This is a genomic window from Cupriavidus sp. 05N38 (genome assembly GCF_056397345.1).
Genome location: NZ_JBFTNF010000031.1, coordinates 1 through 24,346 on the forward strand (window position 1 = coordinate 1; position 24,346 = coordinate 24,346).

Below are 24,346 nucleotides of genomic sequence, written 5' to 3' on the forward strand. Positions count from 1 at the left end.
GGCGTCCTGGCCGAGCTGTTCCTGCGCGGCATCGCCGGGCAATACCGCGGTGATGGCGAAGACGATGGCCGAGACGGCCAGTAGCGAGATCAGCGCCAGACCGATGCGCCGCGCCAGCAGACGCAAGATGAACAGGTTCATGGTGTCTCTCCTTTCCAGTCCGGATCAGGCGGCAAGCCAGATACGGAACCTCTGGATGTCGCGCCGGCTGGCGCCATGGCGCAGGGCGGCTATGACCCGCGTGGATTCAGCAGGGCCGATGAGGCCGTCGAGCGGCTTCTTGTCTGACATGGCAATAGCTCCTGGGGGGCCGGAGTTCGGGGGATCGCGAAAGTGAAAGCGCACGACCATGCGGCGCGGGGCAAGCTCTTGCTTTGGCAGCACGGGCGCGCAATGTGTCATCCCCTGCCATTGAAGCATGTGGGACCGATGGCTTTGTGGGGTATTGCAGGCCGTAGCAGTAAAACCTGCGGTTTCGCGAGGGCGGTTTGGCATTGCCTGCCATGCGCACTGCGTACGTGCATGTGCACCGCAACAATCCTCGGGATTACCCTAGGCGTGGCACTGCATCGGTGCACCATCCGACGTAGCAAATTTTTCCTATCCGGGCCTTGCCTGTTCATCGCATCATCAGGGCTCTCTGGCTTCGTCCGGCGCTGACACTTACTGCAATGAACTCCGCGCAGCTTCCAGCCATCCGCGTGATGGCACAGTCCGATCTGCCCGTCGCGCTTTCGCTTTCCGAAGATGTACGCTGGCCGCACCGCCCCAGCGACTGGAAGCGGCTGTTCCAGATGGGCGAGGGCCGCGTCGCCGAAGTCGGCGGCGCGGTTGTCGGTGTCGGCATGCGCTGGCTATGGGACGAGCGCGGCGCATCGGTCGGACTGCTTATCGTCGCCCCGGCTTTCCGCGAGCGGGGCATTGGCAGCTTGTTGCTGGAGGCGCTGTGTGCCGGCCTGGAAGGCCGCACTGTGCTGCTTCACGCCCCCGGGAAGCTGCATCGCTTCTACGCGCGCATGGGGTTCGAGCGCATCGGTGAGGTGCATCAATACGAGGGTAAAGCGTTGCCCGCACCGTTGATGGCGCTGCCTGAAGGCTGCCGCCTGCGGCCTGGCGGGCGCAATGACCTGCAACTTCTGGTCGGGATGGAGCAGGGGGCCCGCGGTGTTGCACGGCCGTCCCTGATCCAGGCCTGGCTGAGCCAGTCGATCGGCACGGTGGTGATCGATCACGCCGACGGGCCCCGCGGCTTCGCGATCCTGCGGCGCTTTGGCCGCGGCGCGATGGTCGGCCCCGTGGTCGCACCCTGCGCGATGTCGGCCAAGGCCATGATCGCGCACCTGGCCGGCCTGGTGACCGGGCGCGTGCTGCGCCTGGACGTCCACGCCGATGGCGAACTCGAGGACTGGCTCGGCTGCATTGGCCTGGCGCACGTCGCCGACGCGACGGTGCTGGCCCGCGGCACCCCGGCTTCGCCAACAGCACCATTTCTTCCCTTTGCGCTGGCCGACAAGGCCCTCGGATAAAACAATGCATCAAGACACGACATTTCTGTACAAGGCGGATCCCGTGCGCGGCCGGGACTGGGCCAAGGTGTTTGCGCGCGAGGCGCCTGGCATCGATTTCCGCATCTGGCCCGAAATCGGGGATCCCGACAAGGTCCGCTACCTGGCAGCCTGGGAGGCGCCAGACCGCATCGCAGAGCGGTTCCCGAACCTGCAGGTACTCTTTTCGACCGGAGCCGGCATCGACCAGTTCGACCTGGACGCGCTGCCTGCGCACGTACCGCTGGTGCGGATGATCGAGCCCGGCATCGTCGATGGGATGGTGGAGTACGTGGTGTTCTCGGTCCTTGCGCTGCATCGCGACATGCCGGCGTACCGGCGGCAGCAGGCGCAGGAAGCCTGGAAGCCCCTGCAGGTGCGCGCGGCACACGAGTGCCGCGTAGGCGTGCTTGGCCTGGGCTCGCTGGGCCAGGCCGTGCTGGAGCGGCTGCGGCTGTTCGGGTTCGACTGTGCCGGCTGGGCAAGGTCGCCGCACAGCCTGGAAGGGGTTCAGTGCTATGCCGGCCCGCAGACCCTGGACGCGTTCCTGGCCCGCACCGATATCCTGGTTTGCCTGCTGCCACTGACGGATGAAACAAGTGGAGTATTGAGCGCCCGCGTGTTTGACGCCCTGCCACATGGGGCAGGGCTGGTGCATGTCGGGCGCGGGCAGCATCTGAACGATGCCGACCTGCAGGGCGCGCTGGATGCGGGGCAGATCGGCGAGGCCATTCTCGACGTCACGCACCCCGAGCCGCTGCCTGCCGGCCACCCGTTGTGGCGCCACCCCAGGGTATGGCTCACGCCCCATATTGCCAGCATGACGCAGCCGGGCACCGCTGCGCGGGTCGTACTCGACAATCTGCGCCGCCTGCAGCGCGGTGAGCCCCTGATCGGGCTGGTGGACCGTGCGAAAGGATACTGAAAGGCGATGCGAAACCTTACTTTCCGGGCGTGCCCCGATTGCCCCCGCTGAACCATGCGGGGACAATGTGATCCAGTCATTCCAGTCTTGAAAGCCCATGTCCGCCCCCATCAAACTCGACCGACTCGACCTCCGCATCCTTGCCCAGCTGCAAAAGAACGGCCGCATGACAAACGTGGACCTCGCCGATGCCGTGGGTCTTTCTGCAAGCCCGTGCCTGATTCGCGTCAAGCGGCTGGAGCAGGCCGGCTATATCGGCGGATACAGCGCCCAGATCCGGATGGACAAGCTGGGCGATATTCTCACGGTGTTCACCGAGATCACGCTGGAGGACCACCATCGCGAGGACTTTGCGCGCTTCGAGAAGGCAGTGTGCGCGGTGGACGAGATCGTCGAATGCCACCTTGTCAGCGGCGGCTATGACTACCTGCTCAAGTTCATCACCCGTGGAGTCAACCACTACCAGGAACTGATGGAAAGCCTGCTGGAGCGCAATATCGGGATCGAGAAGTACTTCAGCTTCATCGTGATCAAGTCGCCTTTCATCAAGACGCACTATCCGATCGAACGCCTGTTTCCATCGGCAACTTGAGCCCTGGGCATTGGCGGGCTGCGGCCCATATCGGCGGGGAGCGGGGCACTTGCCGTCTGGAACTGCCGTGGCGTCATGCCGCAGGCGCTCTTCAGGCAGCGCGTCAGGTGGCTCTGGTCATAGAAGCCGCACTCGTGCGCCGTCAGCGCTGGAGAGTGGCCGTGCCTGAGCAACCACTGTGCGTGCCGGACGCGCTTCAGGCTGATGTAGCGGTGCGGCGTCATTCCGACCGTCAGCCGGAACACGGTCACGAATCTTCCGACGCTGAGCTGGACCAGGTCGGCAAGCAGCGGCAGTGGCAGCGGTTCGCCCAGATGCTGGTGAATATAGGCCAGTGCGGCGCCCAGGCGGGGATGATCAGGGGCATCCGCAGTGGGGCCTGGGGCGTGCGGTAGAGAGGATGCAACGGTCTTACTCATGCAGTCGAGCATAAGTGCAACGTTGCCGTGCATCACGCTGATCTTGCCGATCTAGTCCATATCGAATTGCAAACTGAGCTGTCCGGAACGCAGAAACTGCGGTACGGGTGTAGCCGGGGCGATCCGGTGATCCTCAATCCGTCGTGCGTGACGGAGCCTTTTAATCTCGCTGCAGTGCTGCGGGAGGATCTTGAATCACTCGCTTGAGCTTCTCGTGGAACGGTACTATGTTGGAGCCATGCTGGAGGGAGAGCGTGCCCAGGGCTGTCGCTTTCCTAAACTGATCTGGCAAGAACTCAAGCAGCGAGGGTATATGGGCAGTCGCGCCTCCGTGCTGAGTTGCGTGGTCCGCCTTCTCTTTCCGCAAGGCAAGGCACCGCTTGTCCAGATACCCGTGCGCACGATGCCGCGATTACTACACTCCGAAAACGTGTCAATTCCAATCAGCAACGCGAGAAACTGCGGCGCGAAGCGCACGAGTTGCGCCGTCGGGTCCCCGCGTCTGCGGCCGCTGATGGCAAGGTTATAGCTGCCATCGCTGCGGCGGGTGATCGACACGCGCGCGGTATGCAGGGCGTCGGGGAGGTGCTCGGCCACCCCGGACACGCGCACGATGGACTGGCGAACGGTTGCTTGGGGAAAGCGAATGCCCAATTGGCGGCAGAACGAGGACTCCCTAGCGCCGCCCGCGAACACCGCGATGCGGGCCTTGATGGTTCCAGCTTCGGTGACGACGTCCTGCCTGCTTCCCAAGGCAATCTCTGCAACAACGTCTTGCGTCGAAGGGTTGGTGACGGCCGCGCGGACTTGCCAGACGGGTCGAACCCACTCGCCGTCGATGAAGATTCTGTCCACGTTAAAGCGTCACTCCACTTTGAACTGACCGATCGCTGATGCCAGAGCATTTGCCTGTTCCTGTAGCGCGGTTGACGCGGCAGCAGACTGCTCCACGAGGGCCGCGTTCTGCTGGACCATCCCGTCCAACTGCATGACAGCGTGATTGACCTCCTGGATGCCTTGCGTCTGCTCGGTGGCCACACGGGCAATTTCAGAAATGCTGGCCTGGACATCTGCTGCATTCGCGACAATCTCTGTCATCGTCGCGCCGGCTTGGCGTACCTGATTTGAACCTGCGGTGACGCTTTCGACGTTGGAGTCGACGAGGTGCTTGATCTCGCGCGCAGCGTGTGCGCTTCGTTGCGCAAGGCTACGGACTTCCTGCGCGACAACGGCGAAACCGCGACCTTGCTCGCCTGCTCGCGCCGCCTCGACCGCAGCATTGAGCGCCAGGAGATTGGTCTGGAAGGCAATGCCGTCAATCACGCCGATGATTGCACCGATACGGTCGGATGCCTCTTCGATTCTTGCCATGGTGCCAACCACATCCGCCACCACCTCGCCGCCCCGTGACGCAATCCTTGTGGCTGCGGTGGATCGTCTATCGGCATCGCGCGCCGCGGCGGCTGATTGGTCCACCATGCCCGAGATCTCGTCCATCGACGCAGCCGTTTGCTGAAGGTTCGCCGCCGCAGACTCAGTGCGCGACGAAAGGTCGAGGCTTGCCGCGGCGATCTCGCTCGCAGCAGCACGAACAAGTTCGCCGCTATCGCGGATGCGCAGCATTACGCTCTGAAGTTTATCGACGAACTGATTGAAAGATCGCGCGATTTTGGCAACTTCATCCCGGCCGTCGGCCGGCAAACGCTGGGTCAGGTCGCCATTGCCAGAGCCGATCGTCGCCATTGCTTGGCATACGTCGCGAAGGCGTCGGAACGCTGTCGTGGTAATGGCTCCCACGATGACGGAGGCAATGCAGACGACGATAACCAGACACGACAGCGAGGCAATCATCAGCGAACGAAGTCCAGCAGTCGCCTCGGACTTGTCTAGCGCAACCACAACCTGCCAATCCGTGCCCGGAACCGGTTGAGCGCGCACGAGCTTTTTCGCTCCATTGACCGCGAGTTCGAACGTGCCTTTGGTCGTTCCTGAAGCACTTGCTGTGATGCGAGCGAAATCCGCGGCAATTTCAGTAGCAGGTTTGAACCTTAGCTTTGGATCCGGATGCGCGATGATGCGGCCGGTGCCATCGATCAGCATGCCGAAACTTGCGGGTGTTGGGCGAATCGATTTGATGCCGTCGACCACGCTGTTTAACGCAATATCGCCAACGACCACAGCCTTCATCACACCGTCGCGCGTCACCGGTACGCCCAAGGCGACGAGCAACGCACCGCTAGTACTGACGTATGGCGTCGCGACCGGTTTGCCGGCTTGCTCGGCGGCGCTGTACCAAGGGCGAGTGGTAGGGTCATAGCTGGACGGGATGTTAGGCCAGTCCGTGAACTTCGCTGTCTTGTTCGGATAGCCGACGCCCACATCCCAGAACCCTCCCGCGGCAGCGATCTGGTAAAGGAAAGGCATCGATTCAGGTGTCAGGACCGCATCCTGAAGCGATGCGATCATGTGGGTTTTGCCGGCGACCCACTCGCCAATGGCCACGGCACGGTTATCCGTGATCGAGGCTAGGTTGCGATCGATGGCCTCGTTGAGGCTGGCCCTCGCGATGAAGTAGTTTGCGAGCGTGCAGCAAACAATCGACAGAGCGACAAGAACGATGCTGGTACAGACAACGCGTGTGCGGATGGACGAGCGCATCATATAGCGAAAAGGTCGGGCGAATATGCCGACAAGATGGTACGTCCGCATGCTGCGCAAATATCACCGACAAATGGCGCGAAACCGCAGATCCCCCGCGTTTTTTTCTCTGCTATAGACGAACTTGCTTCACGGCACGACGGTGCTCAAGCATCGCTTCGATGGGGCGGCAGAAACGGCCATCGGGCGAAACGCTGCAGTCGTTAACAAAGTTCTAAGGAGGGCAGGTACGCGATACGCCAACAAGCGATCGAGTCGCGCGGCATCAAGCGGTTCCGTCTCAATAACGAAGGCCCGGACCGAAATCATGCGGCGCTGGACAAAGGGGAACGGGCGCTGCGAGCGATTCGGTTGGCAGAAGGTGCCCGCATTGCGGAGCGTATCGCCGCATTCAGGCCGAATCGAGCGAGAGGGTAGGATGACCAGGCGATTCGCCTGCGCAATTCCCGCACCAGCGCACTCCGTCCGGAAGCCCAGTCATGTCTGAAACGCGGACCCCATATGGCAAGGTAGATGCCGAGGCGCTGCAAGCGCTTCCGGACAGGTTCGACACGACCGCCATCTTGCGCGTGGTGGATCATCGACGCCATCCGCCCGCGTAGCTGTGATCCGGCCGGCTCGCGCGACGACCTGCTACGCTTGCACGGCATGGCGCACTCGGTCATCAACGGCGCGGCGTTGTCGTGTTCGACCAGCGGCCTGACCAGCTTGACGACTGGATTCTGCAGCTCAAGCACGCCGTGCAAGCCCTACGTCCGTTGGAGGCTCCTCGCCCTGGTGACGATGGCTGACCCAGGCTGGCCGCCCGCCCGTATCGGTCGCTGCTGCTTGCGGCCACGACCCGTGAGCCGCAGTATCGTGGTGAGCGACCGTACAGGTCAGGCTTCCTTTGTGATGTCATCACCGACGTGCGAGAAATTTCTCCATCGCGACGAAGCGACTCGACATGTAAATGGCCGCTGAATTCCTACCATGCCATGCAATTGGGTGCCCCACCGCCCAGGGGTATCGCCACAACGCACCCGTATGCACGATCAAGTTCTGGAGTTCCGCCGGGAACCTTCTCCTGGGGAGAGCCCCCATAGGGGTGTTCGGGGCTGTTTTCTCTCACTACTGCGAGCAGCGCAGGCATGCTTTGGATGTAGAAGTCTTGGCGGGGCAATTACAAGGTGCGTTTATCGCGGCGCCGCATGCTTGCCCCCGAAAAGCATTGTGGCATCTCGATCGGGGTCTTCTACCAATTCGGCGTCAATGCCTTCCTTGCACGCAAAGCGCAACGAGTCAAAATCAATAGCACCGTCGGTAGCCGTCCCCCCTGGGTGTACGCTCGGCGAGCCGCCATTCGTGACAGGTATCACGCACAAGTGGTCGTCATATTTCTGCGCGGTAAAGTAGGTGCCACTACCAGTCCGGCGGCCTTCGGGCTTAGCGCACAGATGCGTCCTTTCCACAGACCGCAACTTGGCGCTCCCAATGACTCTAATCACCAGCCGGAAGCCGAGATGTGACACGCCCCCGCCACTACTCGATGGCGCCGGCCTGGCGATCGAGCCAGTTGACGATATTCGAGACCGAGTCCTGATAGAACGTGTGATAGAGACCCTCTGTCACATAGCCGACATGAGGCGTAGCCAGGACGTTTGGCAAGACTCAGAACGGATGATCGTGCGGGAGTGGCTCATGATCGTAGACATCGATCGCCGCGCCGGCAATCGCCCTGCGACTGAGAGCATCGACCAGATCTTTCTCCACAACGATCGGCCCGCGCGAAGTGTTGACCAGCCGCGCGGTCGGCTTCATCAGCGCGAGCTCTTGTGCGCCAATCATGCCACGCGTGCGCTGGCTGAGAATCAGATGGATCGACACGATATCGGAGGACGAAAACAATGCCTCCTTGGACACGCACTGCGCGCCATGTGCCGCCGCCTTTTCGGACGTCAGGTTCTCGCTCCATGCCAGCAGCCGCATGCCGAACGCACGACCGATCCGGGCCACCTCGGAGCCGATGTTGCCAAGGCCGACGAGACCAAGGGTCTTGCCCGCCAGGTCGCTGCCAATCCCGACCTGCCAGCCGCCATCGCGCAACGACGCGTTCTCTCCCGCAATGTTCCGCATGCTCGCCAGAATCATCGCCCAGGTGAATTCAATCGTGGGCGTGGACGTATAGCCCGTATGGACGACCTCGATCCCGAGTTCCTGCGCTGCATTGGCATCTATCGCGGCGTTCCTCGCCCCGGTGGATGCAATCAGCCTGAGCTTCGGAAGCCGCTCCATCAAGGCGCGTCGGAAGGGCGTGCGTTCCCGCATGACGCATACCACATCAAAATCACGCAGTCGCTCGACGATGATGTCCTCGTCGTCGACGTGGTCGTCAAAGACAACGATCTCCGTCCTCTCCTTCACTGCAGACCAGTCGGCCACCGTGAGGGCCGCGCTCTGGTAATCATCCAGGATGGCAATTTTCTTCTTGGCGGAGGTCGTCGTCATGCCATCTCCAATCAGTCTGGTTCATTTGACTCAAAATGCTCCGGAAAGCACATAACCTGCATTCTGGATCTTGGCCTTCAGGCTAGGCGTCTTCAGCATCTGGGACGCCGTGAAAGTCACTGCCGAGAGCACGGGGCTGTCGAGCCAGTCTTCTACGGCAAGGTCTGCCCATCCAGTCTCATCTAGAGAATCCACCGGATACGATTCTACGATCATGCCAACGACCTCGCGGCGCCGTCGACCACTGCTTGCGATAGATGGGCCGTGCGACCATTTCCGTTGCGGAAGACGATTGCGATGTTGCTCATGTGTTCTCCCCAGTCACGCTACTCAGGAATTCGTCAATGGTCTGCGTCGCGTGTCCGAACGTTGGATAGGACAGCTCAATCGCCGCCCGATGCGCTTGCTCGGTGAAGTCGGCCACGCCATCGCTGAGAAAGGTGACATGGAAGCCGGCTTCAAGCGCATGGCGGCCGGTACCCTCCACGCACGTGTGCGACGTCAGGCCGGCCAGCACCACGTACTCGATGCCATTGGCACGTAGTTGCTCCTCGAGATTCGTGCCAGCGAAGGAGTCGAACATCCGGTGCTGACTGATGATCACTTCGTGCGGTAACGGTTTGAGCGGTGCGTAGAAGTCGGCTCCCGAGGTGCCTTTCCAGAACACCTTGTTGTCGATCCCAAACTGGAATCGTGGATGCACATGTGGCACGTCGTCAAAGCTATGTTCGTCCACGCCGTGTGGTGAAAAGAACACCTTGAGACCCATCTTGCGGCTGCCAGCCAACAGGCGCTGGAGTTTCGCGACGAGGTCGGTCTTCACCAACATGGGCTCGATCATTGGGTGAAGCTTGCCATCGACGGAGAGAAAGTCGTTCAGCACGTCGACCAGGATCAGGGCCGTCGCGTTCTTTGGATAGTTGTGCATGCTCATTACTGCTCCTTCAGAAGGCTTCCGCAAGTGGCTGGCCAGATGGCCTTGGGGCGTCAGCCGTTGATCAAAGTTTGAGGCTTCGGCCTGTGCGTTACTATCCGGCGCAGGTGAACAACAAATATTCGTCCCGCAAATGAGTGACAGGTTTCTGGAACTGAAGGTGTTCATCCGGGCTGCGGAGTCGGGCAGTTTTTCCGTTACTGCGCGTGAGCTTGGGTTGTCCCAGCCATCCGTTTCGCGGATCGTCTCCGAGCTGGAAGAGCGGCTGGGCGTGAGACTCCTTTTGCGCAGCACGCGCAAGATCGTTCCGACCAATTCAGGCACAGTCTTCCTGCAGAAGGCGCGCCAGATCCTGATCGAACTGGAGGAGGCCGAGGCCTCCGCGCGGGACGAAGACAGCCTGCAAGGCGTTCTGCGCATTGCAATGCCATCCATTCTCGCCACTCGCGTAGTTTTGCCAAACCTGGCCCGCTTCGTGCATCCGCATCCGCTGCTGAAGGTGGAACTGTTGACCGCTGACAGCTTGCAAGACTTGGTGGCTGAAGGCGTGGATGTGGCAATACGCTTTGGGCGGCTCAAAGACTCCGACTTTGGCGTCAAGAAGCTGACCACGCTGGACCGGTTGCTGGTAGCCGCGCCAGCCTATCTGGCCGAACACGGTGCGCCGGAGTCTCCCGAAGCTCTGAAGTCCCACGATTTGATCGTTGGCCCCACGAACTCGCTTCGCTGGCCATGGACCTTCACACAAGGTGCCAGCACCGAGACCATCGACGTCGAACCGCGCTACCTGCTTACTTCCACAGAAGCGGCAATCGTGTGCGCTCGTGAAGGATTGGGCATCACGAGGGCCGCAGCGCTGATGTGCCAAGCCGAACTCGCTGCAGGCCAGCTTGTGCCTGTGCTGGCCGACTATACGCTGGCACGAGTGGATGTGAATGCGGTCTATCCGGCCGGAAGGTTTCCCTCGCCAAAAGCGCTATCCTTCGCTGCATTCGCAGCCGAGATTCTGGCCACCAAGCATCAATGACGCGCGATTGCACGGTGTGACGCGTAGCATCAGGCGCGCGACATTCCGGTGCTCAAACTTGCGCCGAGGATACAAGCGATTCAGCCCCGGATTTCCTCGAAGGACCAAAAATTTGTCACTCGCCCAGTGGTAAATTGCCTGTGTCCCGCGCCTTGAAGTACGGGAGATAACGCGGAGTAATTACTTTGGCGCATACTGCATTTCGCCATTCCCGAACGACCAGTTTTCCGGCTCGACCTCGACAAGACTGATCCAGACGTCCTCGATCCGGACGGGCGTCTCCCGGTTGATTCCCTCGGCGACAGCCTTGTAGAATTTCTTCTTTACTTCGGTGGTACGGCCGACATTCCAGGTCACCTGGATGAATACGATATTGGGTGTGTAGCGAATACCCAGGTAGCCATCCAGGGGGTAAACAAGTTCACCATCCGCATGCCGATGGACAATCTGAAACTTGTCGTTCCGTGGCACATTGGCAACGTCGATCATGGCCTGGTAGATGACCTCGCTGATTGTTGGCAAGCGACCTAGGTTCTCATATTCTCGCCAACGCAACTTGCCTGCCATTGTCCCTCGGAAGTCAACGGATCGAGCAGCAGGCCCAGGCCGCCCGCACGCGGATTGATTGCCCGGCCAGCGAAAGCGCCGGGTGTTGCCGCACATTATGTCTTTGGCTGCATGGAACCGGAGGACAGAATGGTCTTGCCCTTGGATGACGGGACGGCGGCCAGCAGCGCCTTTGCAACCGCAGCCGCCTCGATTGGCCGGTAGTTGGCTGGAATCAGGAAGCCAAGCGCGTTGCCGAGTGCGAATCCTATTTCCTCGCCGCGCCGGGTCGGTTGACCGAGAGACTCCCGGTCCCCGACCAGCAGGGACGGACGCGCGATGACCAGCCGTTCGACTGGCATCTGTGTCAACGCTTCCTCCATATCGCCCTTCACGCGGCTATAGAAGACCCTGGAGCCGGCGTCAGCGCCCATCGCACTGACCACGCCGATCCTTCTTGCGCCGGCAGAGAGCGCCGCGCCGGCCACGGCCAGGTTGGCGTCGTAGTCGACCGCGCGGAATGCTTCCTGACTGCCCGCGACCTTGATTGTCGTTCCAAGCGCCAGATACAACTCGTCCGCATGAGGCAACGGCGGCAATGCGGAAAAATCGACGATCCGGTTCGTCAGCTTGGGATGTCGGATCGCCGGCATTCTGCGTACCAGGCTGTGCACCTCCGTCACCGTGTCATCGGCCAGCAGGCCACTCAGAATTTCCCTGCCGACCAAGCCAGTAGCGCCTGCGATGATGACGATTCGGTTTGCCATGGGTAGATACTCCGCGAGGGAACTTGTCGACGGGCCGTTGCCTGCGCGCAGAGACGAAAGGGCTGCCAGGCCAACCGGGTTTCACAAGCGGAGTCTACCTAACAATTCTCTGCATCAGCGGTGCATACGATCAGCAGCGCGAACCCTTGCCGGTCCGCGCTTCTTCGAAATTGGCGTCGCTCTCATCGGGCGGATGCCATGCACAATCGAGCTAGGCAGTACTGCTCCTTGCGACTTCGGGCACCAAGTCATGAAGGCGAGAAAGAACGAGTCGTGCTGCGCGGGACAATGGATGATGGCGCGTGACGCCCATGGCAATGGTCCGCGGCAAGCGCGGTTCGACAATCTCGACTGCGCATAGACGTCCGGCGGCAACTTCGCTATCGACCGCGAGCATCGGAAGTATCGTCAACGCGCCACCCGAAAGCGCAACTTCCTTCATCGTATTCAGCGATTCGACTTCCAGTTGCACATCCAGCGAGATGCCGAGCTGACGTGCGTGCTGGTCGAGAATCGATCGCAGGCCGTTGGGGGCCGGTGGCAGGACAAGCGGGAGTCCAGCGAGCTTGCGGATGGGCACCTTCGGCACGCCGGCGAGCGGATGCCCGGGTGCGCAGATCAGGTAAGTGGCGACCTCCGCAAGCACGTCTTCGCCCTGGCGGGGCCCKGGACCATAGCGGTTGATGACCGCCAGGTCCAGATGGCCCGACTCCAGTTCCTCGTCGAGTTGTCCACTGAAGCCTTCGGCCACGCGCAGCCGGACACCTGGCGCCGTGGCGCGCAGGTCCTCGAACAGCGCCGGTATCAAGCGTGGCGCCATTGACGGCAGCGCGCCGATTCTCACCTGCCCGAACGGAACGCCCGCCGCGTCCTTGACCTCGTCGCGCAGCCGTGCCGACTGGGCCAGCAGCAACTGGACATGCGGGAAGATTCGCTGGCCGAATTCCGACAGCACCACGCCCCGGCCGGTTCGTTCGAACAGCCGGTCGCCCCATTCCGCCTCGATCTGGGCAATCGCACGGCTCACCAGTGATTGGGCAATCCCCAGCGAGCGTGCCGCACGTGACAGCGATCCCACTTCGGCCACCAGCGCCACGGTTTCGAGCTGTTTCAGGTTCACACTGGCACTCCATCCAAAAAATGGATATCAGATATCGATGATTATACTCTTTTGAGTTGGCTTAGGACTCCATACACTAAGGACATCCCTCCCTGCAGAGAGGGCTTACGCAACATCTGGAGACAACATGCCGTGCTATTCCGCTGTGCTTCGCGCATTCCGGCGACCGTTATGTGCCTTGCTGTTCGCTGCCATCCCGGCCGCCTTCAGTGCCGCCGCTGCCGCCTCGACCGGATATCCCGCCAAACCGATCCGCCTGGTCGTGCCGTTTCCGGCCGGCGGGCCCACTGACGCGATGGCGCGACTGATCGGCCAGCACCTGTCGCAGCAGCTTGGACAGCCTGTGCTGGTCGATAACCGCGGCGGCGCCGGCGGCACCATCGCCACCGAGGCCGCTGCGCAGGCGGCTTCCGACGGCTATACGCTCTTCTTCTCCACCACCGGCACTATGGCGATCAACCCGTGGCYCTACCGCTCGCTGAAGGTGGACCCCCTCAAGGCGTTCGATGCCGTGGGCTCGGTGGCCTCCACGGTCAACGTACTGGTGGTGTCGAACAACCTGCCGGTCGGCAACATCAAGGAGCTGATCTCGCTGGCAAGGCAGAAGCCGGGCACGCTGACGTTCGGCTCTGCCGGCAATGGCAGCTCCAACCATCTGTCCGGCGAACTGTTCAAGTCGATGGCCGGAATTGATATCGTCCATGTGCCATACAAGGGCTCGGCCGCGGCGTTCACTGATCTGCTTGGCGGACGCATCTCGATGATGTTCGACACGGTGTCGAGCCAGGGGCAGTACATCAACGCGGGCAAGGTCAAAGCGCTAGGCGTGACCGGCGCGACCCGTTCGGAAGCGCTACCCAAGGTGCCGACGATTGCCGAGGCCGGCCTGCCGGGCTTCGACGTGACCATCTGGTTCGGCCTGTCGGCACCGAAAGGAACCACACCAGACGTGATCCGCCGCGTGAACAGCGAACTGCAGGCCGTGCTCGCGCAGGCAGACGTGCAGAAGCAGCTTGCCGCGCTGGGTGCCCGGCCGCTGCCGGGTACGCCCGCGGACTTCTCCAGGCTGATCCAGCATGACGCGGGCAAGTGGGCGCCGGTGGTCAAGGCATCGGGAGCGAGCCTTGACTGAGACCACTGCAACCTTCGACGCCCTGTTCTCGCCGGCCTCGGTGGCCGTGATCGGCGCCTCGGACAACCCCAACAAGGTAGGCGGACGGCCGATCCACTACATGCGCACCTTCGGCTACACGGGCGAGGTGTTTCCGGTCAACCCGGGGCGCGCGGTCATCCAGGGCTATCGCGCGTACCCTGATCTCGGTGCGATCGGCAAGGCGCCGGACGCCGTGGTGATTGCCGTGTCCGGCGATGCCACGCTTGAACAGGTGCGTCAGTGCGGCGCCGCTGGCGTCAAGGCTGCCGTCATCATGGCGTCCGGTTTCGCCGAGACGGGAGAGGCGGGACGCCAGCGGCAGCAGGAACTGGTGGCGGTGGCCAGAGACAGCGGCATGCGGCTGGTGGGGCCGAACGCGCAAGGTACGGCCAACTTCGCCAGCGGAGCGGTGCTCAATTTCTCGACCATGTTCATGGAGGTGGCGCCCCAGGACGGCCCGATCGCGATCATCAGCCAGAGCGGCGCGGCGAGCGTCATGCCCTATGCGTTGCTGCGCCAGGCCGGCTACGGCGTGCGCTACCTGGTAGCGACGGGCAACGACGCCGATCTCGACGCCTGCGCGATGACCGCGGCCGTGGCGGCGGACCCGGAGGTGCGGCTGATCCTGGTCTACCTCGAATCGGTGTCCGACCCTGCTCAGCTTGCCCGCGCGGCGGAGGTGGCCCGAGTGCGTGGCGCGAGCATCGTGGCGATCAAGGCCGGCAACAGCCAGCGCGGTGCCATGGCGGCAGCCTCGCATACCGGTGCGCTGGTCGGCAACGACGCCGCGATCGATGCCTTCCTGGCCCGTCACGGCATCTGGCGTGCGCGCGATATCGGCGAACTGGTCCGCGCGGTGCCGCTGTATTTGCAGCAGCGCGCCCCGGGGCAGGGCCGCACGGTCGTGATGAGTCATAGCGGCGCCGTGGGCGTGATGGCGGCCGACCTGGCCGAACGGCACGATCTGCCGCTGACCGAACTCCAGGCGGCAACGCTGCGCGAACTGGGCGCGATCCTGCCCGAGTTCGGCACGGCCAGCAATCCGCTCGACATGACCGCGGCGCTGCTGGGCAAGGGCGACATGTTCCCGCGCGTGCTCCAGGCGCTGGGCGCCGATCCGCAGGCCGACATGGTGATGGTCGGCATTCCGGTGGCAGGTCCCGGCTACGACGTCGAGGCACTGGCGCGCGACGCCGCCGCCTTCAGCGCGAACCAAGCCAAACCGTTGGTGGCCAGCGCGCCGCAACAGTCGGTCCGCGAGGTCTTTGTGCGACACGGCGTGCCGGCTTTCGTCACTGAAGCCGATGCCATAGCAGCGCTGGCGCAATACGCCGCGCATCATCGGCTGGCCGAGGCGGCACCGGCGACGGCGCCGCTCTGCCCCGACGCACTGCAGCTCGACGGCAGCGGCTTGCAGGATGAAGCCCATAGCCTGGCCTTGCTCGCCGAAGCCGGCGTACCGACCGTGCCGCACTGGCTATGCGACAGCGTGGATGCGGCGGTGACGGCGTTTAACGCGCTCGGCGGGGTGCCTGTGGTGGTCAAGGGCTGCGCGGCGGAGGTCCCGCACAAGAGCGAGCATGGCCTCGTGCACCTTCGAGTCACCGATGCCGCGAGCGTGGCCCGCGCGACGCAGGCCTGCCTCGACACGCTGCAGCGGTTGGGCGTGGCATTGCCACGGGTGGTCGTGGCGGCGATGGTCAAGGGCCAGCATGAGTTCGCGCTGGGCGTCTCGGTCGATCCCGTGTTCGGGCCGCTGGTCATGATCGGGGAGGGAGGCACGCTGCTCGAGCTCCGCAAGGACGTCGTGACACTGCTGGCGCCGTTCACGGCGCAAGACGTCAAGGCGGCCTGCGCGCGGCTGCGCCTGGCACCGCTGTTCGACGGCTATCGCGATATCCCGGCGCTCGACCTGGAGGCGCTGGCGTCGTCGGCGGTCGCGCTCGGCGACTGGGCATTGCGTCACCGGACTGCGCTGGCATCGGTCGACATCAATCCGCTGATGGTGATGGCAGCCGGTGAAGGCGTCATGGCGGTCGATGCCGTGGTGGAACTCAAGGGGAGTTGAAGCATGGAAGCTGTACGTGTCGAACAGGATGACGAGATCGCCATCGTCACGCTACATCGCCCGGCCCGCATGAACGCGGTCAACGACGCCCTGCGCGGCGAGCTGATCGAAGCGCTGGGCCGGCTCAACGCCGATCCGTCCGTGCGCGCCGTCATGCTGACCGGTGCCGGCGAGCGGGCGTTTTGCGCCGGGCAGGACCTCGATGAGGCCGCCACCGTGACCTGGCAGCAGCTCGTGCCTTGGCTGAACCGGCAGCGGGCGATGTACCAGGCTGTCCGCGACCTGGACAAGCCCTGCGTGGCAGCCGTGCGGGGCGTGGCTGCCGGCGCGGGTTTCCAGTTGGCGCTGTGCGCTGACTGGCGCCTGACCACGGCGGATAGCCGCTGGGGACAGCCGGAGGTCAAGGCAGGCCTGGCGAGCATCGTCGGATCCTATCTGATGACGCTGCACGTGGGGCACACGCATAACGTGCAGATGTCGCTGTCGGGCGAACTGGTCAGTGGCCAGCGCGCCTTCGACATTGGCCTGGTGACGGCGCTGTGCGGCGAGACCGAGCTGATGACGCAGGCGCTCGTACAGGCCAGGTCGCTCGCGGCGCTGCCGCCGACCGCCGTGCGCCTGTCCAAACAGCGCTTTCGCGCCATGACGCAGCCGGGTTTCGATGAGGCCTGTGTCGCCGGCATCCGGGCGCAGCTCGAGTGCTATGCCGACGGCGAACCGCAGCGTGTGATGGCAGCGTTCCTCGATCAACGCAAAACAAGGGAGTCGCAGTGAAGCAGTTGACCCAACACTATATCGACGGCGCACGTCGCACGATGCGAGGCGGTGAATCGATCCGCGTCTACGATTCAGCGACCGAAGCCCCGTTGGCCGAGGTCCGTCTCGGCACCGCAGACGATGTGGCCGAAGCAGTGGCGGCGGCCGCGCGGGCACAGCCAAACTGGCAGGCGCTGGGCGCAGCCGGGCGGGCGCCGTATCTGCATGCGCTGGCCGACGCGCTGGAAGGCTGCGCGGCGGAACTCGCCAATGACATCTCGCGCGAAGTCGGCATGCCGCAGAAGCTGTCACGCCGCATCCAGGTGGATGCACCGATCGCGGCGTGGCGCGCCACGGCGGCGCTGGCCGACACATTCGACTTCGTCCGTACGCTCGGCAATTCCCGCGTGACGCTGGCACCGGTTGGCGTGGTGGCCGCCATTACGCCGTGGAACTACCCGTTGCACCAGATCACTGCCAAGCTGGCGCCCGCTTTGCTGGCCGGCTGCACGGCGGTCCTGAAGCCGTCAGAGTTGGCTCCCGCCGTCACGGAACGGCTGATGGCCGCGTGCGAGCAGGCGAAGCTGCCGCCGGGCGTCCTCAATCTCGTGCTGGGTGGCGCGGCGGTCGGTGAGGCGCTGGTCTCGCATCCCGACATCCACATGGTGTCGTTCACCGGCTCCACGGCGGTCGGCCGCAAGGTCGCCGCGCAGGCGGCCGGCGACATGAAGCGCGTGTCGATGGAGCTGGGCGGGAAGTCGGCGGCCGTCGTGCTGCCGGGCGCGGATCTCGCCAGGGCAGTCAAGGCGACGATCAGTTCCTGCTTCCTCAACTCGGGGCAGACCTGCAGCGCCACCACCCGGATGATCGTTGCACGCGAGGACTATCCGCGCTGCCGGCAACTGCTGGCCGAGGCTGCCGCAGCGATGAAGCTCGGCGACCCCGCCGATGGCGAGACCCGGATCGGCCCCTTGCTGTCGGCGCTACAGCGTCAGCGCGTGCATGCGCATATCGCAGAAGCGGAAGAGGCCGGCTTCGACCGGATCTCCGGCGGTGCCGACGCACCCGTGCCAGCGACCGGCTATTTCGTCGCGCCGACCATCTACGGCAACGTCGCGCCAGACAGCCGGCTGGCGCAGGAGGAAGTCTTCGGGCCGGTGCTGGCGGTGCTGTGCTACGACAGCGTCGACGAGGCGATCGCTCTGGCCAACGGCACGCGCTACGGGCTGGCCGCCACGGTCTGGGCTGCCGATGACAGCGCCGGCGAAGCGCTCGCCAACGCGCTGCGGGCGGGCCAGGTGGACGTCAATGGCGCCCGCTTCAACCCCGCGGCACCATTTGGCGGCTTCGGCCTGTCCGGCGTCGGGCGCGAAGGCGGTGCCTATGGGCTGGAAGAGTTCCTGGAGCCGCGATCCGTTCAGCTCCCCTAAGTCACGACATCGACATCGACATCGAAAGGAATCGCACTATGTACAGTCAGGTTACCGTTGCTCGCGCCGGAAAAAGCGAGCGGATCGCCGTGGTCACCATGAACCGGCCGGACAAGCTCAACGCGCTGACCAAGGTCATGGAGGCCGAACTGCGCGACGCCATGGAGGCCGCTGATCGCGACGACAACGTCCGCGTGGTGGTGCTGACCGGCGCCGGCAAGGGCTTCTGCGCCGGCATGGACATCAACGAACTCGAAGTGCTGCCGCCTGGCGACATCCGCGCCGCCCAGTGGATGCGCCCGTTCGACATGAACCGGCGCGCCGACTATCAGACGCGCTATGGCTACTTTCCGGCCATGCGCAAGCCCGTGATCGCGGCGATCAATGGTGCGGCAGCGGGACTGGGGCTGGTGTTCGCGCTGTACAGCGACATGCGCTTCGCCAGCGCCAACGCCGCGTTCAGCACTGCGTTCGCGCGTCGGGGCTTGATTGCCGAGCACGGTATCTCCTGGCTACTGCCACGCGTGGTCGGCCCCGGTCGCGCCGCCGACCTGCTGTACTCGGCGCGAAAGGTGCTGGCTGACGAGGCGCTGCGGATCGGCCTGGTCGACCGTGTGGTCGATGTGGACACGCTCATGGCTACGACGCTCGACTATGCCGACGACTTGGCAGAGAACGTTTCGCCCCGATCTATCCGCGTGATGAAGCGGCAATTGTGGGAGCAACCGTTCCAGTCATTGGCCGAAGCAACTCGGGTTGCCAATGCCGAGATGTTCGAAAGCATCCAGAGCGAGGACTTTACGGAGGGGGTTGCGCATTTCATCGAGCGCAGACCTGCCCGATTTACCGGCCGTTGACCGGTAGTCGTTCCCGCGCCCGACGACACTCGGATGCTCGGTCGATCGAACACCAAGCCTTGCAGACAATGGGGCAGCGGGCGGTTAAGGCGATTCGCGAAGTCCAGACGGCGGGAGACGTGGCTGCGGCCTTTGGTGTCAATCTGCGCAACGTCTATCGCTGGCTGGCCGACTTTGCCAACGGCGGGAAGAAGGCGCCACTGGCCACGGCGATACCCGGCCGCCCACCGAAGATCAGCGCGAGGGCTGCTTACGCCAGCCTGCCGCCAATCCTTTCGCTGATGGATGCCGCGACCCGCCGCACCATTGGAATCAGGGCTCGCAGTTGTGCTTCGTCGGTGTAGTCGGCCGTGCCCGTGACGCTGATGGCCGCCACGGTCTGGCCGCTGGCGTCGCGGATCGGCACCGCCACGCAGCGAATGCTGGGGGCGTCTTCCTCCAGGTCGAAGGCATAGCCGCCCACTGCGTAGCCGCGCATGCCGGCCAGCCACTTGTCGAGTGGGACGTGGACGTTGTTCCGCTGGGCATCGTAGGCGTAGCGCGCACGCCACTTCTCCTCGCTCTCGTCCAGGATCAGGGCCTTGCCCACGCCGGTCGAGCAGACCGGCTTGCGGCCGCCGATGCGGGAATTCACGCTGATCGCGCGCTGTCCGCCGATCTTGTCGAGGTAGATGATCTCGTCGCCGTCGAGCTGGGCGAGGTGGACGGTGTCCTTGGTCTGCTCGGCAAGCTGCTCCATGCCGGCGCGCGCGCTGCGTGTGATGTCCGAGTCGCGGTACGCAGCGAAGCCGAGCTCCAGCAGGCGAGGCCCCAGCCGGTAGCCGCGCCGGGGTTCGAAATTCAGGTAGCGAACCTGCACCAGCGCCGACGCCAGCCGGTGCGTCGTGCTGAACGGCAGCCCGGTGCGATCGGCGATTTCTTGCACGGTCAGGGCGCCGGCCGCGACGGCATCGACGACGTCCAGGCCGCGGAAAAGCGTCTGGCTGGCAAGGGTGCGAGTGGGGGAAGTCGTGTCGGTCATGCCATAAGTGTAACGCCGCCGGACCAGTGGTCGCGGCGGCGTCGGGGGGAACGGCTCAGGAAATTGCGTGGGCAGCTAAAGCCGGGCTCAGTCGTCCAGCAACTGGCCGCTGCGGTCCTTCGTGAAAGCTACGGCGACCAGTGAGACCGCGCCGCACAGGATCACGAACAGGCTCACCGGGATGTAGCTGCCGCCGTAGTACGCCAGCAGGGCCGTGGCGATCAGCGGCATCGGGCCGCCCACGATAGCCGCGCCGACCTGGTAGCCGAGCGAGACGCCGGTGTAGCGCACGTCAGGCGGGAAGCTCTCGGCGAAGAACGTCCCCAGTACCGAACCGTAGATCGGCCAGATCAGCGCGAAGCCGACGATCACCGCCAGCGCGCACAGCCACACCGAGCCCTGGTTCATCAGCCAGAAGAACGGCAGCACGTAGGCCATGGCGGCGACAGTGCCCAGCACGAACATCGTCTTGCGGCCGATGCGGTCCGACAGGCCGCCGTACACCAGCATCATCGGCGAGCCGATGACGGCGGCGGCCAGCACCATGTTCAGGGCATCGACGCGGGCATAGTGCAGGCCCACCAGGTACGACACCGTGAACGTGGCGAACAGGAAGAAGGTCGACGTCTCGACGAACTTGGCGCCGATCACCACCAGCACCGCGCGCCAGTGGTTCGTCACGGTCTCGACCAGTGGCACCTTCCTTTCGGTCTTGCTCGCCATCACGCGCTTGAATGACGGGGTTTCGTCCACGGTGTTGCGGATCCACATGCCGACCAGCACCAGTACGATCGACAGCACGAACGGAATGCGCCAGCCATAGGCATAGAACGCTTCCTCCGAGAAGGCGACGCTCAGGCCCGAGGTGATCAGATTGCCCAGCGCCAGGCCGACCAGTGCGCCGATCTGCGGCACCGCGCCGTAGAAGCCGCGACGCTTGGGCGGCGAATATTCCACCGCCAGCAGCAGGCCGCCGCCCCACTCGCCGCCCAGTGCCAGCCCTTGCAGCAGGCGCAGCAGCGTCAGGATGATGGGCGACCACACGCCGATGCTCTCGTAGGTCGGGGCCAGGCCGATGGCGACGGTGGACACGCCCATGATGCCAAGGGTCATGGCCAGCGTCTTCTTGCGGCCGATGCGGTCGCCGATATGGCTGAAGACGATGCCGCCGATCGGGCGGATCAGGAAGGCGAGCGCGAACGAGGCCAGGGCCAGCAACTGGCTGGTGACAGCGTCGGTCGCGGGAAAGAACAGCTTGCCGAACACCGTGGCCGACATGGTGCCGTACAGGAAATAGTCGTACCACTCGATGGTGCKGCCCACCGCGCTGCCCACCAGCGCGCGGCGGCGGTCGGTCGACGTGATCAGGGACTCCCTGGGTGCAGCCATGCCGCCCACATTGGAGCCGGTTACAGTCTGTCTCATTGTTCGTGTCTCTTTTGTATTGATGCGTTGCGCCCCGTCGGTTGTGCCACCGGGGCGCGGCGGATGCGGCAGGTTATGCCTTGTTCAGCAAGTCCAGTGCGACGTCGACGATCATGTCTTCCTGGCCGCCGACCATGCGGCGCTTGCCCAGTTCGACGAGGATGTCGACCGTCTTGATGCCGTACTTCTTCGCGGCGACTTCCGAGTGGCGCAGGAAGCTGGAGTACACGCCGGCGTAGCCCAGCGCCAGGGTCTCGCGGTCGACTCGTACCGGGCGGTCCTGCAGCGGACGGACCAGTTCGTCGGCGGCGTCCATCAGCGCGTAGAGGTCGGTGCCGTGGTCCCAGCCCATGCGGTCGGCGGCGGCGATGAACACCTCCAGCGGTGCGTTGCCGGCGCCGGCGCCCATGCCGGCCAGGCTGGCGTCGATGCGGTCGCAGCCTTCCTCGACGGCGACGATGGAGTTCGCCACGCCCAGCGACAGGTTGTGGTGCGCGTGCATGCCGGTCGTGGTCGACGGGTCGAGCACGGCCTTCAGGGCGCGGAAGCGGGCGCGCACGTCGTCCATGCCCAGCGCGCCGCCGGAGTCGACCACGTAGATCGTGGTGGCGCCGTAGCTTTCCATCTTCTTGGCCTCGACCGCCAGGTTCTCCGGCGTGGTCATGTGGCTCATCATCAGGAAGCCGACCGTGTCCATGCCAAGTTCACGGGCGCGCTCGATGTGCTGGCGCGAGACGTCGGCCTCGGTGCAGTGCGTGGCCACGCGCACGATGCGCGCGCCGGCCTTGTAGGCGTTGTCCAGGTCGTGGATGGTGCCGATGCCGGGCAGCAGCAGCGTGGCGATCCGCGCGTGCGAGATCTCGCCGGCCACCGCCTCGATCCACTCCAGGTCGGTGTGGGCGCCGAAACCGTAGTTGAAGCTGGAGCCCTGCAGGCCGTCGCCGTGCGCGACCTCGATGGAGTCGACGCGGGCCTTGTCGAGCGCGCGGGCGATGTCCCTGACGTTCTGGATCGAGTACTGGTGGCGGATGGCGTGGCTGCCGTCGCGCAGCGTCACGTCGGAAATGTAGAGCTTCTTGCCGGGGTTGAAAGGCATGGCGGGTGTCTCCTCAAGCGGTCAGAACGGACTGCGCCATGCGCTCGGCGGTGGCCAGCGCGGCGGAGGTCATGATGTCGAGATTGCCGGCGTAGGCAGGCAGGTAGTGGGCGGCGCCCTCGACCTCCAGGAAAACCGAGGTCTTCAGGCCGCTGAACTTGCCGAGGCCGGGGATGTTGAGCGGGGCGCTGGCCGGGATCTCGTCGAACTGGACCTTCTGCTTGAGGCGGTAGCCGGGCACGTACTGCTGCACGGCGGCGGCCATTTCCTCGATGGAGGCTTCCACTTCCACACGGTTGGCGGCGGCGCTCAGCACGTAGACGGTGTCGCGCATGATGAGCGGCGGCTCGGCGGGGTTCAGCACGATAATGGCCTTGCCTTTGGCGGCGCCGCCGATCACCTCGATGGCCCTGGAGGTGGTTTCCGTGAATTCGTCGATGTTGGCGCGCGTGCCGGGACCGGCCGACTTGCTGGAAATCGACGCAACGATCTCGGCGTAGTGCACCTTCGCCACGCGCGACACGGCTGCCACCATCGGGATCGTGGCCTGGCCGCCGCAGGTGACCATGTTGACGTTCAGCGCGTCGAGACAATGCTCCAGGTTCACCACGGGCACGCAGTACGGGCCGATGGCCGCGGGCGTCAGGTCGATCATGCGGATGCCCGGCTTGACTTCGCGCAGGCGGGCGTCGTTCTTCACGTGGGCGCCGGCGCTGGTGGCGTCGAACACGACGTCGATGTCGGCGAATCCCGGCAGCCCGATCAGACCTTCCACGCCCTCATGCGTGGTCGCCACGCCCATGCGGGCGGCGCGCGCCAGGCCGTCGGATGCCGGGTCGATCCCGACCATGGCGCCCATTTCCAGGTGCTTGCCGTGGCGCAGGATCTTGATCATCAGGTCCGTGCCGATGTTGCCCGATCCGATGATCGCGGCCTTGAGTTTCTTCGTTACCAATTGAGCCTCCTTTGGTGCACCGCTGCTGCCTGCCCTTCTTGCGGGTGCCGGGGGTGAGTCAGCCGTGTGCGGATTCGCGCTGTGCGTTGGCGGGTCTGTACTGCGGGCGAAGATTAACCCGCGGCTTCGTAATTATCAACTTATGAGAAGCTTTCTTATATGTTGAGAAATTAAAGGTGCGAATAGTGCCCGCGAAGCAGAGGGTCAGCTGAAATAGTGGTACGTAGGACACTCAAACGGAGCGCGGGGCGGGGGCTTTGCGACGGCGGCGGGTAGCGTCGGAGGAGGAAATCATTTCCGCAGGCTTTGCCGCCGGCGGCGCGGTTTGCATCGTTCCCGAATCGGACGCTCTCCAGTCGACAGGCTCGACACCTTCAATGCACGGCCGAGCATCTACAAGCCCGAGTCGATGGCGGTGGGAACTCCCAAAGCAATATCGTGGCCGCCCTCATCACAAGGAATACGTAGAGCGGCTCATGCGCCGGAGACGGTGGCACCACCCTTGGGTCTTCAAGAGCCTGCTTCGTTCAGGCGGGGCGGTGAACCCGCCGACCCCCGCTGCCGCC

General features: G+C 64.0%; 23 protein-coding genes and 3 pseudogenes. 10 read left to right on the forward strand and 16 right to left on the reverse strand.

Translation table 11 applies throughout. The annotated features are described in order from the left end of the window. Both AC1DK4_RS22275 and AC1DK4_RS22280 read right to left on the reverse strand, forming a co-directional pair. Positions 1-141 (reverse strand): annotated as a pseudogene (locus AC1DK4_RS22275) (ABC transporter permease); the annotation flags it as partial. A 24-nt stretch (positions 142-165) separates the two neighbouring features. Beyond that, a complete protein-coding gene (locus AC1DK4_RS22280) occupies positions 166-291 on the reverse strand; it encodes a hypothetical protein (RefSeq protein ID WP_269148712.1) in 126 nt (41 codons plus the stop codon). Between the two features lie 380 nt (positions 292-671). Here AC1DK4_RS22280 and AC1DK4_RS22285 point away from each other — a divergent pair, with 380 nt between their 5' ends. The 3 genes from AC1DK4_RS22285 to AC1DK4_RS22295 all read left to right on the forward strand — a co-directional run bounded on the left by AC1DK4_RS22285 (position 672) and on the right by AC1DK4_RS22295 (position 3,061). Next, entirely contained in the window at positions 672-1,526 is an 855-nt protein-coding gene (locus tag AC1DK4_RS22285; protein WP_441620964.1) for a GNAT family N-acetyltransferase, read from the forward strand. A 4-nt stretch (positions 1,527-1,530) separates the two neighbouring features. Further along, a complete protein-coding gene (locus AC1DK4_RS22290; RefSeq protein WP_441620966.1) occupies positions 1,531-2,469 on the forward strand; it encodes a 2-hydroxyacid dehydrogenase in 939 nt (312 codons plus the stop codon). A gap of 97 nt (positions 2,470-2,566) precedes the next feature. Next, a complete protein-coding gene (locus AC1DK4_RS22295) occupies positions 2,567-3,061 on the forward strand; it encodes an Lrp/AsnC family transcriptional regulator (RefSeq protein WP_013956719.1) in 495 nt (164 codons plus the stop codon). Here the strand turns inward: AC1DK4_RS22295 and AC1DK4_RS22300 are convergent. The 7 genes and pseudogenes from AC1DK4_RS22300 to AC1DK4_RS22330 form a co-directional block, all read right to left on the reverse strand. After that, a complete protein-coding gene (locus AC1DK4_RS22300) occupies positions 3,025-3,513 on the reverse strand; it encodes a helix-turn-helix domain-containing protein (RefSeq protein ID WP_441621079.1) in 489 nt (162 codons plus the stop codon). The genes AC1DK4_RS22295 and AC1DK4_RS22300 overlap by 37 nt on opposite strands. A gap of 414 nt (positions 3,514-3,927) precedes the next feature. Beyond that, positions 3,928-4,335 (reverse strand): annotated as a pseudogene (locus AC1DK4_RS22305) (hypothetical protein); the annotation flags it as partial. Positions 4,336-4,344: 9 nt separating this feature from the next. Beyond that, entirely contained in the window at positions 4,345-6,138 is a 1,794-nt protein-coding gene (locus tag AC1DK4_RS22310; protein WP_441621081.1) for a methyl-accepting chemotaxis protein, read from the reverse strand. A gap of 1,521 nt (positions 6,139-7,659) precedes the next feature. Then, positions 7,660-7,785 carry a hypothetical protein gene (locus tag AC1DK4_RS22315; RefSeq protein WP_441620968.1) on the reverse strand — a complete coding sequence of 42 codons (126 nt, stop codon included), beginning with the start codon at positions 7,783-7,785 and terminating at the stop codon, positions 7,660-7,662. 3 nt (positions 7,786-7,788) lie between these two features. After that, positions 7,789-8,625, reverse strand: a complete 837-nt coding sequence (locus AC1DK4_RS22320) for a D-2-hydroxyacid dehydrogenase family protein (RefSeq protein WP_441620970.1) — start codon at positions 8,623-8,625, stop codon at positions 7,789-7,791. A gap of 30 nt (positions 8,626-8,655) precedes the next feature. After that, positions 8,656-8,841 carry a hypothetical protein gene (locus AC1DK4_RS22325; RefSeq protein ID WP_441620972.1) on the reverse strand — a complete coding sequence of 62 codons (186 nt, stop codon included), beginning with the start codon at positions 8,839-8,841 and terminating at the stop codon, positions 8,656-8,658. Between the two features lie 88 nt (positions 8,842-8,929). Next, the gene (locus tag AC1DK4_RS22330; protein WP_441620974.1) at positions 8,930-9,559 is read right to left on the reverse strand and encodes a cysteine hydrolase family protein; all 630 of its coding nucleotides are present in this window, start codon (positions 9,557-9,559) and stop codon (positions 8,930-8,932) included. A 133-nt stretch (positions 9,560-9,692) separates the two neighbouring features. Between AC1DK4_RS22330 and AC1DK4_RS22335 the strand changes: the two genes are divergently transcribed. Beyond that, the gene (locus tag AC1DK4_RS22335; protein ID WP_441620976.1) at positions 9,693-10,586 is read left to right on the forward strand and encodes a LysR family transcriptional regulator; all 894 of its coding nucleotides are present in this window, start codon (positions 9,693-9,695) and stop codon (positions 10,584-10,586) included. Between the two features lie 180 nt (positions 10,587-10,766). Here the strand turns inward: AC1DK4_RS22335 and AC1DK4_RS22340 are convergent, their stop codons facing one another. From AC1DK4_RS22340 to AC1DK4_RS22350, 3 genes are all read right to left on the reverse strand, one after another. Beyond that, entirely contained in the window at positions 10,767-11,153 is a 387-nt protein-coding gene (locus tag AC1DK4_RS22340; protein WP_441620978.1) for a tautomerase family protein, read from the reverse strand. Between the two features lie 95 nt (positions 11,154-11,248). Beyond that, entirely contained in the window at positions 11,249-11,899 is a 651-nt protein-coding gene (locus tag AC1DK4_RS22345; RefSeq protein ID WP_441620980.1) for a Rossmann-fold NAD(P)-binding domain-containing protein, read from the reverse strand. Between the two features lie 211 nt (positions 11,900-12,110). Beyond that, positions 12,111-13,019, reverse strand: a complete 909-nt coding sequence (locus AC1DK4_RS22350) for a LysR family transcriptional regulator (RefSeq protein ID WP_477116205.1) — start codon at positions 13,017-13,019, stop codon at positions 12,111-12,113. Positions 13,020-13,146: 127 nt separating this feature from the next. Between AC1DK4_RS22350 and AC1DK4_RS22355 the strand changes: the two genes are divergently transcribed. The 6 genes and pseudogenes from AC1DK4_RS22355 to AC1DK4_RS22380 all read left to right on the forward strand — a co-directional run. Further along, positions 13,147-14,151 carry a Bug family tripartite tricarboxylate transporter substrate binding protein gene (locus AC1DK4_RS22355; protein ID WP_477131784.1) on the forward strand — a complete coding sequence of 335 codons (1,005 nt, stop codon included), beginning with the start codon at positions 13,147-13,149 and terminating at the stop codon, positions 14,149-14,151. After that, complete coding sequence (locus AC1DK4_RS22360) at positions 14,144-16,240, forward strand: acetate--CoA ligase family protein (RefSeq protein WP_441620985.1); 2,097 nt, start codon at positions 14,144-14,146, stop codon at positions 16,238-16,240. Before AC1DK4_RS22355 ends, AC1DK4_RS22360 begins: the two co-directional genes overlap by 8 nt. Positions 16,241-16,243: 3 nt before the next feature. Then, positions 16,244-17,014, forward strand: coding sequence for an enoyl-CoA hydratase/isomerase family protein (locus tag AC1DK4_RS22365; RefSeq protein WP_441620987.1), 771 nt, complete (start codon positions 16,244-16,246; stop codon positions 17,012-17,014). Then, positions 17,011-18,426: an aldehyde dehydrogenase family protein gene (locus AC1DK4_RS22370; RefSeq protein ID WP_441620988.1), complete on the forward strand. Its 1,416-nt coding sequence runs from the start codon at positions 17,011-17,013 to the stop codon at positions 18,424-18,426. Before AC1DK4_RS22365 ends, AC1DK4_RS22370 begins: the two co-directional genes overlap by 4 nt. A gap of 38 nt (positions 18,427-18,464) precedes the next feature. Beyond that, positions 18,465-19,283, forward strand: a complete 819-nt coding sequence (locus AC1DK4_RS22375) for an enoyl-CoA hydratase (protein ID WP_441620990.1) — start codon at positions 18,465-18,467, stop codon at positions 19,281-19,283. A 68-nt stretch (positions 19,284-19,351) separates the two neighbouring features. Further along, a pseudogene (locus AC1DK4_RS22380) lies at positions 19,352-19,522 on the forward strand (helix-turn-helix domain-containing protein); the annotation flags it as partial. 11 nt (positions 19,523-19,533) lie between these two features. Here the strand turns inward: AC1DK4_RS22380 and AC1DK4_RS22385 are convergent. From AC1DK4_RS22385 to AC1DK4_RS22400, 4 genes are all read right to left on the reverse strand, one after another. Beyond that, entirely contained in the window at positions 19,534-20,304 is a 771-nt protein-coding gene (locus AC1DK4_RS22385) for an IclR family transcriptional regulator (RefSeq protein WP_441620992.1), read from the reverse strand. Positions 20,305-20,391: 87 nt separating this feature from the next. Continuing rightward, entirely contained in the window at positions 20,392-21,729 is a 1,338-nt protein-coding gene (locus AC1DK4_RS22390; RefSeq protein WP_477131785.1) for an MFS transporter, read from the reverse strand. Between the two features lie 73 nt (positions 21,730-21,802). Further along, on the reverse strand, positions 21,803-22,825 hold the full coding sequence (dmpG, locus tag AC1DK4_RS22395; RefSeq protein ID WP_441620994.1) for a 4-hydroxy-2-oxovalerate aldolase: 1,023 nt from the start codon (positions 22,823-22,825) through the stop codon (positions 21,803-21,805). A gap of 13 nt (positions 22,826-22,838) precedes the next feature. Next, positions 22,839-23,780: an acetaldehyde dehydrogenase (acetylating) gene (locus AC1DK4_RS22400; protein WP_441620996.1), complete on the reverse strand. Its 942-nt coding sequence runs from the start codon at positions 23,778-23,780 to the stop codon at positions 22,839-22,841. Between the last annotated feature and the right edge of the window lie 566 nt (positions 23,781-24,346).

Bases quoted from the DNA above. Each gene is read 5' to 3' on its own strand.
- AC1DK4_RS22320 (WP_441620970.1), bottom strand. From the start codon at position 8,625: ATGACGACGACCTCCGCCAAGAAGAAAATTGCCATCCTGGATGATTAC.
- AC1DK4_RS22290 (WP_441620966.1), top strand. From the start codon at position 1,531: ATGCATCAAGACACGACATTTCTGTACAAGGCGGATCCCGTGCGCGGC.
- AC1DK4_RS22285 (WP_441620964.1), top strand. From the start codon at position 672: ATGAACTCCGCGCAGCTTCCAGCCATCCGCGTGATGGCACAGTCCGAT.
- AC1DK4_RS22335 (WP_441620976.1), top strand. From the start codon at position 9,693: ATGAGTGACAGGTTTCTGGAACTGAAGGTGTTCATCCGGGCTGCGGAG.
- AC1DK4_RS22385 (WP_441620992.1), bottom strand. From the start codon at position 20,304: ATGACCGACACGACTTCCCCCACTCGCACCCTTGCCAGCCAGACGCTT.
- AC1DK4_RS22300 (WP_441621079.1), bottom strand. From the start codon at position 3,513: ATGCACGGCAACGTTGCACTTATGCTCGACTGCATGAGTAAGACCGTT.
- AC1DK4_RS22295 (WP_013956719.1), top strand. From the start codon at position 2,567: ATGTCCGCCCCCATCAAACTCGACCGACTCGACCTCCGCATCCTTGCC.
- AC1DK4_RS22330 (WP_441620974.1), bottom strand. From the start codon at position 9,559: ATGAGCATGCACAACTATCCAAAGAACGCGACGGCCCTGATCCTGGTC.
- AC1DK4_RS22280 (WP_269148712.1), bottom strand. From the start codon at position 291: ATGTCAGACAAGAAGCCGCTCGACGGCCTCATCGGCCCTGCTGAATCC.
- AC1DK4_RS22340 (WP_441620978.1), bottom strand. From the start codon at position 11,153: ATGGCAGGCAAGTTGCGTTGGCGAGAATATGAGAACCTAGGTCGCTTG.
- AC1DK4_RS22310 (WP_441621081.1), bottom strand. From the start codon at position 6,138: ATGCGCTCGTCCATCCGCACACGCGTTGTCTGTACCAGCATCGTTCTT.
- AC1DK4_RS22365 (WP_441620987.1), top strand. From the start codon at position 16,244: ATGGAAGCTGTACGTGTCGAACAGGATGACGAGATCGCCATCGTCACG.
- AC1DK4_RS22325 (WP_441620972.1), bottom strand. From the start codon at position 8,841: ATGATCGTAGAATCGTATCCGGTGGATTCTCTAGATGAGACTGGATGG.
- AC1DK4_RS22345 (WP_441620980.1), bottom strand. From the start codon at position 11,899: ATGGCAAACCGAATCGTCATCATCGCAGGCGCTACTGGCTTGGTCGGC.
- AC1DK4_RS22375 (WP_441620990.1), top strand. From the start codon at position 18,465: ATGTACAGTCAGGTTACCGTTGCTCGCGCCGGAAAAAGCGAGCGGATC.
- dmpG (WP_441620994.1), bottom strand. From the start codon at position 22,825: ATGCCTTTCAACCCCGGCAAGAAGCTCTACATTTCCGACGTGACGCTG.